General features: G+C 70.5%; 2 protein-coding genes. Both read right to left on the bottom strand.

The features are described 5' to 3' along the window. Nucleotides 1–5,570: type I polyketide synthase (locus tag ACH4S9_RS46930; RefSeq protein ID WP_398377796.1), on the bottom strand; the 5,570-nt coding region annotated here is incomplete at its 3' end. A 71-nt stretch (nucleotides 5,571–5,641) separates the two neighbouring features. After that, nucleotides 5,642–14,486 (bottom strand): SDR family NAD(P)-dependent oxidoreductase (locus ACH4S9_RS46925; RefSeq protein WP_398377794.1); only part of this gene is annotated, 8,845 nt, incomplete at its 5' end.

Raw genomic sequence — 14,486 nt, 5'->3', positions numbered from 1 at the left:
CGGATCACCCGCTGCTGCGACGGACCATTCGGCGCGGTTAGACCGTTGCTCGCCCCGTCCTGATTGACGGCACTGCCCCGCACCACCGCCAACACGCGATGCCCCAACCGCCGCGCATCCGACAACCGCTCCACCAACAAGATCCCCACACCTTCGCCCCAGCCCGTTCCGTCGGCGGTAGAAGAGAAGGCGCGGCATCGACCGTCTGTTGACAGCCCCCGTTGTCGAGCGAACTCGACGAAGGTGGTGGGGGTGGACATGACGGTGACCCCGCCGGCGAGGGCCATGGAGCACTCCCCGGACCGCAGCGCCTGGCAGGCCAGGTGCAGGGCGACGAGGGACGACGAACACGCCGTGTCCACGGTGACCGCGGGCCCCTCCAGCCCCAAGCTGTAAGCGATTCGGCCCGATGCGATGCTGCTCGAACTGCCGGTGAGGACATAGCCCTCAACGGACTCCTGTGAACGCTCCAGGTGGATCGCATAGTCCTGAGCGTTGATGCCGGTGAAGACGCCGACAGGATTGCCCTGTAGCGACCGTGGGTCGATGTGCGCCCGTTCCAGCGCCTCCCAGCTGGTCTCCAGCAAGAGCCGCTGCTGCGGGTCCATGGCCAGTGCCTCGCGGGGACTGATGTCGAAGAAGGCGGGGTCGAATTCGGCCGCGTCGTACAAGAAGCCGCCCTGCCGCGTGTAACAGGTGCCCTTGTGCGCAGGATCAGGATGGAAGATTCCCTCGAGATCCCAGCCACGGTTCGTCGGGAAGTCCGCGATCGCGTCCCGTTCCATGAGGATGAGATCCCAAAACTCCTCGGGCGTACTGACGCCTCCCGGGAAGCGACACGCCATGCCGATGATCGCAATGGAGTCGTCGTCGGCGTTGATGGCGGGGCTGGGCACCACCGCGCTCGCTGAGGCGGATCCCTCGCCCATCAATTGGGCTTGCACATACCGGGCGAGCTTGGTCGGCGTTGGGTGATCGAAGATGAGGCTGGTGGGGAGGCGCCGCTCGGTGACGGCGGTCAGCCGGTTGCGGGTCTCGACGGCGGCGAGGGAATCGAGTCCGAGATCCTTGAAGGGGCGGTCTGGGGGCACCGCGTCGATGTCGCTGTGTCCCAGGACCGCAGCCACCTGGGTCCGTACGAGCCGGAGAAGCAACTCCTGTTGTTCGCTCGGGTTCCGGTCGGCGAGCTGTCGATGCAGAGCCGTGCCGGACTGCTGATCCACCACATCCCGAGTACGTTGCGTCCGGGCTTCGGGAATGTCCTGGATGAGCGGAACGAATTCGCCGGTGTGGCTCAGAAGGCCGGCGAAGGTGCTCCAGTCGATGTCAGCGATGATGCGGTGGGCTTGCCCCGGCGCGACGATGGCTTGCGAAAGCGCGGTGAGTGCCGGTTCGGTGGGCATGGGGAGCAGGCCTCGGCGCGCCAGGTGCCCGGTGATTTCGGCGTTGGCCAAGCCGCCGTGCTCCCAGAGCCCCCAGGCGATGCTGGTGGCGGGGAGTCCCTGGTCGCGGCGGTGCTGGGCCAGGGCGTCGAGATAAGCATTGGCGGCGGCGTAGTTGGCCTGACCCGGACTGCCGAAGGTGGCTGCTGTGGAGGAGATCAGGACGAAGGCGTCGAGGTCCAGATGCCGGGTGAGGTCATGCAGAAGGTGGGCGGCGTATGCCTTGGGGCCCAGGGCGGTCGACAGATGATCGGGAGTCTGGGTGGCCAGTGTTGCGTCGTCAAGGACTCCTGCGGTGTGGATGAGGGTGGTGAGGGGGTGGGTTGGGGGGATGGTGTTGAGGAGGTTGGTGAGTTGGGTTGGGTTGGTGGTGTCGCAGGTGGTGATGGTGGTGGTGGCGCCGAGTTGGGTGAGTTGGTGGTGGAGTTGGGTGGCGTGGGGTGTGTTGGGTCCTTGTCGGTTGGTGAGGAGGAGGTGGCAGTGGGGGTGGTGGGTGGCGATCCAGGTGGCGATGTGGGTGCCGAGGGCGCCGGTGCCGCCGGTGATGAGGATGGTTCCGTGGGGTTTCCAGGGTTGGGGGTCGTGGGGTGTGCAGTGGGCGGTTGTACGGATCAGACGTCGGGCGTGAAGTCCGGTGGAACGTAGCGCGAGCTCGCGCTCATCATGTTGGGTGGTGAGGGCGGTGGTGAGGTGGTGGAGGTGTTGGGGGGTGAGGGTGGTGGGGAGGTCGATGAGTCCGCCCCATTGGTCGGGGTGTTCGAGGGCGGTGGTGCGTCCGAGTCCCCAGATGTGGGCTTGGGTGGGGTGGTTGAGGGTGTCGGTTGGGTGGGTGATGGTTGCTGTTTGGGTGAGGGCCCATAGGGGTGCGGTGATGTGGGGGTGGGTGGTGAGGGTTTGGGTGAGGGTGAGGGTGAGGGCTGTTCCGGTGGGGATGTGGGGGTGTTCGGGGTGGGGTTCCTCGTCGAAGGCCAGAAACGAGAGCACACCATCGATGCTCACGCCGTCGCTGTGCTCAGTGAGCTGCTGAGCGACGGTTTCGGGATCAGAGTAGGAAGAGTCGAGGGTGAGCTTGATGGTCCGCGCCCCGAGTTGATGCAGGGCATCGGCGACGAGGTCGATAAGGGCGTGAGGACTCTGAAGAGCGGGCACGACCACGAGCCAGGTGCCGGGCGACCTGGTGCTGGCCTGGGGGAGAGTGACCGGCTTCCATTCCTCGCGGTAGTGCCAGGAATCAATGACGGTCTGGTCGTCGTGGCGCTTGCGCCAGGCGGAGAGGGCCGGCAGGACGGTCTCGAGAGAGGAGTCACGGTCGATGGACAGGGCGGAGGCCACTGCATCGACGTCGTACTTCTCCAGCGAATCCAAGAACCGGACGTTGGTGGTGTTGGGGGTTGGGGTGGTGTTGAGCCAGTAGTGGTGGTGTTGGAAGGGGTAGGTGGGGAGGTTGGTGTGGTGGTGGGTGTGGTGTTGTTGGTGCCAGGTGGTGGGGTGGCCGTGGGTGTGGAGGCGGGCGAGGGCGGTGTGGGTGGTGTGGGTTTCTGGTTGGTGGGGGTGGAGGAGGGCGGTGGTGTGGGGTGTGTGGTGGGGGAGGTTGTGGTGGGTGAGGGTGGTGAGGGTGGTGTCGGGTCCGAGTTCGAGATAGGTGGTGACACCATGGGTGTGGAGTTGGTGGGTGGTGTGGGTGTAGTGGACGGTGTTGCGGGTTTGGTGGGTCCAGTATTCGGGTGTGGTGGGGTTTTGTCCGGTGGGGTCGGTGGTGATGAGGGGGGTGTGGGGCTGGTGGTAGGTGAGGGTTTGGGCGGTGTCGCGGAGCTCGTCGAGGATGGGGTCGATGTGGGGTGAGTGGAAGGCCGCGCTGACATTGAGCGGGGTCGTTTTCCGCCCCATGGCCCGGAACTTGGCGGCAACAGTGTCCACGGCATCTCGGTCGCCGCTGATGACGACGGATCCGGGGGCGTTGACGGCCGCGATGGACACCTGCGTCTCGAGGCCTGTGAGGTGTTCTTGGACTTCGTGGGGTTGGGCTTGGATGGTGGTCATGGTGCCGGTGGTGGGGAGGGTGTGCATGAGGCGGGCGCGGGTGGTGACCAGGCGGGCCGCGTCGGTGAGGGTGAGGATGCCGGTGAGGTGGGCTGCGGTGATCTCGCCGAGGGAGTGTCCGGCGTAGAAGTGGGGCGTGACTCCGTGGCCTTCGGTGACCAGGCGGTGGAGGGCGACCTGAAGAGCGAACAGGGCGGGCTGGGCATAGAGCGTCTGGTCCAGCAGCCGGGACGTGTCGGTGTCCGGCTCGGCGAACATCACATCCCGCAGAGGCTGTTCCAGATACGGATCGAGGTGGGTACAGGCCTCGTCGAGGGCCTCGGCGAACAACGGGAGGGCCTGGTAGAGCTCGTATCCCATGCGGGGGCGTTGTGTGCCCTGCCCCGAGCAGAGGAACGCCAGCTTCCCCGCTCCGGACGCCACGCCGCGCACAAGCCCCTCGTGCTCCTCACCGGCCGCCAGTGCCGCCAGGCCGTGGAGGAAGTCCTCGCGGCCGGGGCCCAGGAGTACGGCGCGGTGTTCGAAGGGGGTGCGGCTGGTGGCCAGCGCGTGTCCGACGTCGGCCGGGTCGGCCTCGCCGTGGGCCGTCAGGTACGCGTGCAGTCGTGCTGCCTGGGCGCGTAGTGCCGGCTCGGACTTGGCCGACACCATCCAGGGAAACGACGCCGAAGAGGTGTCCGCGAGGTTGTGGTGGGCCTCCGGTGGTGCCTGTTCGAGGATGACGTGCGCGTTGGTGCCGCTCACCCCGAACGACGACACGCCCGCACGCCTGGCCCGGTCGGTCTCCGGCCAGGGCATGGCCTCGCTCAGCAGCTGTACCGCCCCCGCCGTCCAGTCCACATGCGGCGACGGCTCCTGGACATGCAATGTCCGCGGCAGCAGCCCTTCCCGCATGGCCATCACCATCTTGATGACCCCCGCGACACCCGCCGCGGCCTGCGCATGCCCGATATTCGACTTCACCGACCCCAGCCACAACGGCGCATCAGCAGACCGCTCCTGCCCGTACGTGGCCAGCAACGCCTGCGCCTCGATCGGATCACCCAGCCGCGTACCCGTCCCATGCCCCTCCACCGCATCCACATCCACCGCGGACAGCCGCGCACTGGCCAGCGCCTGCCGGATCACCCGCTGCTGCGACGGACCGTTCGGCGCGGTTAGACCGTTGCTCGCCCCGTCCTGGTTGACGGCACTGCCCCGCACCACCGCCAGCACCCGATGCCCCAGCCGCCGCGCATCCGACAGCCGTTCCACCAACAACATCCCCACACCCTCAGCCCACCCCGTACCATCCGCCCCAGCCCCATACGCCTTGCACCGCCCATCCACCGACAACCCACGCTGCCGCGCGAACTCCAGAAAAATGCGTGGGGTGGACATGACGGCTACCCCACCCGCCAGCGCCATGGAGCATTCCCCCGCCCGCAGCGCCTGGCAGGCCAGGTGCAGGGCCACCAGAGACGACGAACACGCCGTGTCCACGGTGACCGCAGGCCCTTCCAGCCCGAGCGCGTAAGCGATTCGGCCCGAGGCGATGCTCCCCGCGCTGCCGGTGAGGATGAAGCCCTCTGCGGACTCCGGGGGGCGCGAGGCGTGTCCGACGGGGTAGTCCGGCGGGTTGATACCGGTGAACACGGCGGTTCGGCTGCCGCGTACGGAAGCCGGGTCGATGCCGGCGCTCTCGAAGGTTTCCCAGGAGGCCTCCAGCAGCAGCCGCTGCTGCGGGTCCATCGCCAGCGCCTCACGCGGAGAGGTCTCGAAGAACTCGGCGTCGAATCCGGCAGCGTCGTGGAGGAAGCCACCGTGTCGCGTGTAGCAGGTGCCGGACCGGTCCGGGTCCGGGTCGTACAGCCGCTCGACGTCCCAGCCACGGTCGGTGGGGAAATCCCCGATCGCGTCCGTCTCCGCCACGATGAGCTGCCAGAAGTCCTCCGGGGACCGGACCTCGCCGGGGAAGCGGCATGCCATGCCGACGATGGCGATGGGCTCCTGTTCCCGCTCGGTGACCTCGTAAAGACGACGGCGAGTCCGGTCCAGGTCGGCGGTTACCCGCTTCAGATAGCTGAGGAGCTCGTCTTCGTGCACCACTGGGATCACTTCCTTGAGCGTCCTTGAACACGTTTGAAGAACTGCGGAGGACGCGGGCGGGTCTCGTCGATTCAGGAGAGGCCGAGGTCGTTTTTGATGTAGTCCAGGACTTCGCCGGCCGTCGCGGAGGCCAGCCGGTCCGCGCCGTCGTTGTGGTCCGCGGTGCCGTCCGACCCGTTCCACTTCAGGAGAAGGGACTGAAGACGGGTGACGATCCTGAACCGGATCGCGTCGTCCTTCTCCACCCGGGACATGGCCGCTTCCAGCCTGTCGAGTTCGGCCAGCACAGGGGCCACCGTCGCCGTGCCGCCGTTGTGCAGCACTCGATCCTTGACGTATGTGGCGAGCTCGCCGGGCGTCGGGTGGTCGAAGGCGAGGGTGGCGGGGAGCCGGAGGCCGGTGGCAGTGTTCAGCCGGTTGCGGAGCTCGACGGCGGTCAGGGAGTCGAAGCCGAGGGCGCGGAAATGAGAGCCGGGATGGATGGCGTCCGGCTCGTTGTGGCCCAGGACGAGAGCGGAATGGGAACGGATCAGCGCGAGCACGATGTCGTGCTGTCCGGCCGGGTCATGCCCACTGAGGCGGGCACGCAGCGCCGAAGGACCGGCTCCGGCTGTGCGGCGGTTCGGGCGGGTCCGGCGCGCTTCGGAGCTGACCAGGCCCCGGTACAGGGGCGGCAGGGTCGGTGCGCCGGAGCTCGGATCCGGGAGGTCCAGGCGCGCGGGGACGAGGACGGGCTGGTGGCGGGTGACCGCGGCGTCGAAGAGGGACAGCGCCTGTGAGGTGGTGTGCGGCTTGATGCCGAGCCGGGCCAGGCGGGTGTGGTCGGTCCGGTCGAGGTGGCCGGTCATTCCGCTGGCCTCCTCCCACAGTCCCCAGGCCAGGGACACCGCCGGGAGCCCTGCCGCGCGCCGCTGATAGGCGAGCGCATCGAGAAAGGCGTTGGCCGCGGCGTAGTTGCCCTGCCCTGGCGAGCCCACGACGCCGGCGATCGAGGAGAAGAGCACGAACGCTGCCAGGTCCAGATGGCGCGTCAGCTCGTGCAGATGCCGGGCGGCATCGACCTTGGCGGCCAGAACGGTGTCGAGGTGGCGAGGGGTGAGGGAGCCGATGGTGGCATCGTCCACGATCCCCGCCGCGTGAACCACGGCCGTCAGTGGCTGCTCGTCGGGCACCGACTCCAGAAGCCGTGCGGTGGACGCGCGGTCGCCGAGGTCGCATGGGGCGATGGTCACCTGGGCGCCCAGTTCGCTCAGCTCCCGGCGCAGCTCGTCGGCGCCAGGGGCGTCCGGTCCGCGCCGGCTGGCCAGGAGCAGATGGCGGGCCCGGCCGGTGGCGGCCAGGTGGCGGGCGAGGGCCGCGCCCAGCACGCCCGTACCGCCGGTGACCAGTACCGTGCCGGCGGGGTCCCAGTCGGTGGGCAGAGTGAGGACGTTCTTGCCGATATGGCGGCCCTGCTGTAGATGGCGGAAGGCGTGCTCCGCCTGTCGGATGTCCCAACAGGTCGTCGGCAGGGGCGCCAGGACACCGCGGCCGAACAGGTCCAGTACGGTGCGCAGGATCTCCCCGACCCGCTCCGGTCCGGCTTCCATCAGGTCGTATGCCTGATAGCGCAGGCCCGGATGGTCGATGGCCAGCCGCTCTGGATCGCGGATGTCGGTCTTTCCCATTTCCAGGAACCGGCCGCCGTCGCCGACCACCAGGCGCAGGGAGGCGTCGACGAACTCCTGGGACAGGCAGTTCAGGACGACGTCGACCCCCCGCCCCCCGCTGGTGGCCGTGAAGCGCTGCGCGAAGTCCAGGGTGCGCGAGGAGGCGAGGTGGTCGTCCTGAATGCCCTGAGCGCGCAGCACGTGCCACTTGCCCGGGCCGGCGGTGGCGTAGACCTCGGCTCCCAGATGACGTGCGATCTGCGTGGCGGCCATGCCCACTCCGCCCGCGGCGGCATGGATCAGCACCGATTCCCCCGGCCGCAGGCGCGCCAGATCCACCAGGCCGTAATACGCGGTCGCGAAGACGACAGGCACCGACGCGGCCTGGGCGAACGACCACCCGTTGGGCATGCGCGCCAGGGTCGCGCGTTCGACCACGGCGACTGGGCCGAAGGCGGCAGGGAAGACCCCCATGACCCGGTCGCCCGCGACAAGGTCCGTGACTTCGGCACCGACTTCGAGGACAATCCCCGCGCCCTCGCTGCCCAGGCCCGTGTTTCCGGGCATCATGCCCAGCGCGAGCAGCACATCGCGGAAATTCAGCCCCGCCGCACGCACCGCCACCCGTACCTCAGCCGGGCCCAGCGACATCGTGGCGGCTGGGGAGGCCACCGGGGCCAGCCCGTCCAGGCTGCCGGCGCCGGGACACTCCAGCCGCCAGCTCTCCGGTCCCCGCGGCAGCACGAGGCCGTCGTCGGTGGTGGAACCGGCCGACTTCCGTACCAGGCGGGGGGCCAGCATCCGGCCGCCGCGGACCGCCAGTTGTGGTTCCCCGAGGCCGACGGTGGCGGGCAGTGCGGCTCGGGACTCCTCCGATCCGTCCACGTCGACCAGGACGAAGCAGTCCGGATGCTCGGACTGGGCGGAACGCACCAGTCCCCAGGCCGCCGCGCCCGCCAGGTCCGTCACTCCCTCAGCCGGACCGGTTGCCACGGCGCCGGAGGTGACCAGCACCAGGCGGGCACCGGCCAGCCGCTCCTCGGCGAGCCACTGCTGGAGCAGCTCCAGCACCTGCCGGGTCCTGGCTCGTACGGTCTCGGCTCCGTCATCCGTTTGGCAGGTGGCGATGACAACGTCCGGGACGGGGCCGCGCGCCACCAGGGACTGCACCAGGACGCTCAGATCGGCCGGGTCCGCCTGGGCCGCTTGGTCGTCCATGACCTCCAGGCCCGGCCACCGCCCGTCGCCCGCCGCAGCCCTGAGCGCGGGCCTCAGACCAAGGCCGTCGGCTCCGATCACCGCGCACCGCCCCGGAGCCGGTTGCGCCTCAGGCCGCGGTACCTCCGTCCAGTCCAGACCGAGCAGGGCGTCGCGGACGGCGGCCTCGGTGGCATCAGGGGCCTGCAAGGTGTGCCCGGACACCGGGCGCAGCGTCAGCGACTCCACTGATGCCACCGGTCGGCCCGTCTCGTCGGCCATGGTGGCGGCCACGGTGTCGGGCCCGAGCCGTCGCAGGCGTACCCGCAGGGCGGATGGTCCCGCTGCGCGCAGCGACACTCCGCGCCAGGCGAACGGCAGACCCTGGTCGGGTCCTCCCAGCTGCTCCGGCGCTGCTTCGCCGTCAGGCGTCACCAGCCACATGGTCTGGAGCGCCGCGTCGAGGAGCGCGGGGTGCAGCCCGAAACGCGACGCCTCACTGGCCGGCTGATCCGGGAGGCGGACCTCCGCCAGCGTCTCGCCACCGTACCGCCATGCGGCGCGCAGGCCCTGGAACGCGGGCCCGTAGCCGAAGTCCGCCTCGGCGAACCGGTCGTACACCCCGTCGAGGTCCAAGGGTTCCGCCCCCGGGGGCGGCCACACCGCGGCCCATGCCGCCAAGTCGTCATCGATGCCCTCACCGGAGGCCCCGCCGGCGCTGTCGCGAGCGCCCTCACCGTCGGGGGTGGCCGCCGTCAGGGAGCCGTCGGCATGCCGCGTCCACCGATCACCCGGGGAGCCCCCGTCGCCGTCCACGTCCGTCCGGGCATGGATGCTCAGCTCACGGCGGCCTGTCTCGTCGGCGGCGCCCACCGCCACCTGGAGCACCACCTCGCCCTCGGCGGGGATGGTCAGCGGAGTGTGCAGGGTGAGCTCTTCCAGCCCAGCGCATCCGACCTGGTCCCCGGCCCGCAGCGCCAGCTCCACGAACGCCGTGCCGGGCAGCACGACGGTCCCGGCGATGGCGTGGTCGGCCAGCCAAGGATGTGTGCGCGGCGACAGCCGACCCGTGAGCAGGCAGCCGTCGCCATCCGCGAGTTGCACGGCGGCGCAGAGGAGGGGGTGTTCCGCCGCGTCGAGCCCGGCGGTCGTCACATCGCCGCTCGCCACGGGGGTGGGCAGCCAGTAGCGCCGGTGCTGAAAGGCATACGTGGGCAGTTCCGCGTGGCGCGGCGCCGGATGTGGCCGCTCGGCGTAGTGGCGGCCCCAGGCGATGGGCCGGCTGTGGGCGTGGACCGTGGCGAGCGCGGTCAGGACGCTCTGCGTCTCGCACTGGTCCGGATGGAGGAGGGAGACAGCCACGGGGGAGTGGTCGGGGAGATTGCGGTGGACGAGGGCGGTGAGCGTGGCGTCGGGGCCCAGTTCGAGGAAGGTGTTCACGCCACGGGCGCGCAGTCGCTCGACGGCGCTCGCGTAGTGGACGGTGCGGCGCGCCTGGAGAGCCCAGAACTCCGGAGTGCCCGGGTCCGTGCACGGCCCGGACCCGCCTTCCTCAACCCGCTCGGACCCGTGCGCGCTCTCGTCGGCGGCCGACGCGGTGACCAGCGGGGTGTGGGGCCGGTGGTAGGTCAGGCTCTCGGCGGTGCGCTCGATCTCGTCGCACAGGGGGTCCATCTGCGGGGAGTGGAAGGCGCCGCCGACCTGGAGCGAGGTGACCTTCCTGCCCTGTGCGCGGAAGGCGTCGGCGATGTGGTGGACGGTGTCGTGGTCGCCGGTGAGGACGAGGGAACCGGGAGCGTTGACCGCGGCGATGTCGGCCCGGTCCTCCAGGCCGCTGAGCCGGGGGCGCAGCTCGGCCTCGGTGGCTTCGACGGCGACCATGGCGCCGGTGGCGGGAAGGCGCTGCATGGCCAGGGCGCGGGCCGCGACCAACGCCGCGGCGTCGGGGAGGCTGAGGACGCCCGCCAGGTGGGCGGCGGTCAGCTCGCCCAGGGAATGGCCGGCCAGGTAGTCGGGGGCCAGCCCGAACTCCTCGGTGACCAGGCGGTACAGCGCGGTCTGGAGGGCGAACAGGGCCGGCTGGGTGTAGGCGGTCCGGTGCAGCAGCGCCGAAGTCTCGCTCTTCTCGTCGGCGAACAGCACCTCCGTCAGGGGGTGTTCCAGGTACGGGTCGAGATGGGCGCACACCTCGTCGAGGGCACGGGCGAACACCGTGGACGTGCGGTAGAGCTGGTGGCCCATGCCGGAGCGCTGGGTGCCCTGCCCCGAGCATACGAAGGCGATCTTTCCCCGGCCCGTGGCCGAGCCCTGGACGACCTTCCCGCTCGGCTCGCCTGCCGCGAGGTCGTCGAGAGCGCGCCGGAAGTCGTCGGGACCGTTGCCGAGGAGCACCGCCCGGTGCTCGAACACCGCCCTCCCTGTCGCGAGAGAGCGCCCTACGTCGGCGGGGTCGAGATCGGGGCGTTCGGCCACGTATGCGCGCAACCGCCGGGCCTGGGCGCGCAACGCCTCCTCCGATGTCGCGGAGATGGGCCAGGGCAGCGTCAGCGGGTCCGGGAACACGGTCTTCGCGGGAGCCTCCACGGGCGGCGCCTGCTCCAGGATCACATGGGCATTGGTGCCGCTGACGCCGAAGGACGACACACCTGCCCGCCGGGGACGCCCGGTGTCCGGCCACGGCTGGTCGCCGGTCAGCAGCCGGACAGCACCCGCCGACCAGTCCACGTGTGGCGTCGGCTCGGACACATGCAAGGTACGCGGCAACACCCCGTGCCGCAGGGCCAGTACCGTCTTGATGACCCCGGCGACCCCGGCGGCCGACTGGGTGTGCCCGATGTTGGACTTGACCGTACCGAGCCACAGCGCGCGGTCCGCCGGCCGCCCCTGCCCGTATGTGGCGAGCAGGGCCTGGGCCTCGATCGGGTCGCCGAGCGTCGTTCCCGTGCCGTGCGCCTCGACCGCGTCCACGTCGGCTGCGGCCACCCCGGCGGCGGCCAGGGCAGCCCGGATGACACGCTGCTGCGAGGGACCGTTCGGAGCCGTCAGCCCATTGCTGGCACCGTCCTGGTTGACCGCGCTGCCGCGTACGACGGCCAGCACGTGATGGCCGTTGCGCCGCGCGTCCGACAGCCGCTCCACCACCACCATGCCCACACCCTCGCCCCAGCCGGTGCCATCGGCCGTGGTGGAGAACGCCTTGCATCTTCCGTCCGCCGCCAAGCCCCGCTGACGGGAGAACTCGACGAAGTTGAAGGGGCTGGTCATCACGGTGGCACCGCCGGCCAGGGCGAGCGAACACTCGCCTGCCCGCAGCGACTGACATGCCAGATGGAGCGCCACGAGCGACGACGAGCACGCGGTGTCCACGCTGACCGCGGGACCCTCCAGACCGAGCGCGTACGAGATGCGGCCCGAGGCGACGCTGTTGAAACTGCCCGTCAGGGCATAGCCCTCCGACACCTCCGGTGGTGCCTGCCGCAGCTGGGCGGTGAAGTCCTGGGCGTTGCTCCCGGTGAACACCCCGGTCGGGCTGGACTGGAGGTCCTGCGGGTTGATGCCGGCTCGTTCGAGCGCCTCCCAGGACGTTTCGAGAAGCAGCCGCTGCTGGGGGTCCATGGCGGCCGCCTCGCGCGGGCTGATCCCGAAGAACTCGGCGTCGAACTCGCCCGCGTCGTGGAGGAAGGCCCCCTGTCGGCTGTAGGAGGTACCCCGCCGGTCCGGGTCGGGGTCGAAGAGCCTCTTCAGGTCCCAGCCACGGTCGGTCGGGAAGTCCCCGACGGCGTCCCGGTGCGCGGTGATGAAGGTCCACAGGTCCTCGGGGGAGGCGATCCCGCCGGGATAGCGGCAGGCCCAGCCGACGATGGCCACGGGGTCGGCGGTGTCCACCTCGTCGGCGTTCCTCGCGGCGCTCGCCCCGCCGGCCGGGACGCTGCTCGTGGTGGCGGAGGCGGCCGGATCGCCCGGGCCCGGCTCCGTCAACTCCGCCAACAGGTGGGCCGCGAGCTTGGCGGGGGTCGGACGGTCGAAGGCGAGGCTGGACGGCAGACGCAGTCCGGTGGCCGCCACGAGGTGGTTGCGGAGCTCGACGGCCGTGACGGAGGTGAATCCCAGCTCGCGGAACGCGCGATCCGCGGCGATCGCCTCAGAGTTGGAGTGCCCGAGAACGGCCGCCGTGTGGGACCCGATGAGGCCGAGGAGCGTGTCGTAGCGTTCGGCCGGGCTCTGACCGGCGAGGCGGGCCGCAAGGTTCGCGGTGGTGCCGCGAGTGCCGTCGCCGGGTCCTGTGCCGCCGCTGCTGTCCGCGGCCCCGGGGGCGGGGCCGCTTCCCTGGATGTCGCGGGTGTGCGGGGCGGGCGGGAACTTCCCCCAGTCGATATCGGCGACGACCAGCTGGGCGTGGGGCGAGAGGACGGCCTGCTCCAGGGCGGCGAGCGCCAGGTGCGGCGCCATGGGCGGAAACCCGCGCTTGCGGAGGTACGCCTGCGCTGTGTGCGTGCCGGCCAGCCCGTCGCCGCCCCAGTTGCCCCAGGCGATGGAAGTGGCGGCGAGCCCCCGGGCCCGGCGGTGCTCGGCGAGGGCGTCGAGATAGGCATTGGCGGCGGCGTAGTTGGCCTGGCCCGTGGCGCCGAAGGGGGCCGCCACGGACGAGAAGAGTACGAACGCGTCGAGGGAAAGGTCCTGGGTGAGCGCGTGCAGATGATGGGCGGCGTGGGACTTGGGCCCCAGAACGGACGTGAGATGGCGCGGCGTCTGCGCGGTGAGCGTGTTGTCCTCGAGGACACCGGCGGTGTGAACGACCGCGGTGAGAGGACGGGTCGGAGGGATACCCGCGATGAGACCGGCGAGCGCGTCGGGGTCGGCGACGTCGCAGGCGGCGAGGGTGACCGTGGCGCCCAGATCGGTGAGCCGGTCATGGAGCGCGGTGGCCTCGGGGGCGTCGGGCCCCCGGCGGCTCACCAGCAGCAGATGGCAGTCGGGGTGGCGCTCGGCGATCCGCTGTGCGAGGAGGGAGCCAATGGCTCCAGTACCGCCGGTGATGAGGACAGTGCCGGTGGGCGTCCAGTGCCGGGTGTCCTCGGGGGCGGTGGCGACCGTCGAGGTGGCTCGGGCGAGGCGCCGGGTACGCAGACCCGTGGCGCGCAGGGCGAGTTCTTGTTCGCCGTGGCACTTGGTCAGGGCATCAATGAGGTGGCGCAGGCCCCGCTCGGTGAGGTCGGCGGGGAGGTCGATGAGCCCGCCCCACAGATCCGGGTGTTCCAGGGCGGCGGTGCGTCCCAGCCCCCAGACCATGGCCTGGAGAGGATGGCCGAGCTCGTCGGAGGGGGCGGCGGCGACGGCGTCCTGGGTGGCACACCACAAACGCGCCGCGAAATTGTCGCGGTTGATGAGGGCCTGCACCAGGGTGAGGGTGAGGGCGGTGCCGAGCGGCACCTCGGGGTGGTGCGGATGCGGCTCCTCGTCGAGCGCGAGCAGGGAGAGCACACCGGCGACGGCGCGGTCACCACTCGAAGCTTTCGCCATCGCCTGTGCGAGGTGCTGCTCCAGCAGCGGGAGGTCGGGGTGGGCGCCGTCGAGAAGGAGAGGGACGGTGGGCAGCCCATGGCGTGCCAGACCGTCCAGAATGGCGTCGACGTGCGGGTGCTCGGCCTGTCGCGACGGGATCGCGATCAGCCAGCCGCCGAGTGGCAGACGACCCGTGTCGGAGAGAACGACCGGCTTCCAGACCTCCTGGTAGCGCCAGGTATCGGTGACGGCCTGGTCTCGGCGCTCCTTGCGCCAAGCTGACAGGGCCGGCAGGAGCGCGTCCAGCGAGGTGCCCGGTGCGACATCGAGGAGGGTGGCGATGGCGTTGGTGTCCTCGCCTTCGACGGCTTCCCAGAAGCGGGCCGCCGAGATGTCCGTACCGGGCTCGACGCCTTCGGTGGGGGTGTTGAGCCAGTAGCGCTGGTGTTGGAAGGGGTAGGTGGGGAGGTCGGTGTGGTTGTGGTGTTGGTGGGTGGGTTGCCAGGTGATGGGGTGGCCGGTGGTGTGGGCGTGGGCGAGGGAGTGGAGGTGTTGGTGGTGGTCGTCG

The organism is Streptomyces sp. NPDC021225 (assembly GCF_044332865.1).
Taxonomy (GTDB): Bacteria; Actinomycetota; Actinomycetes; order Streptomycetales; family Streptomycetaceae; genus Streptomyces.
This window is presented reverse-complemented; position numbering and strand designations above follow the sequence as displayed.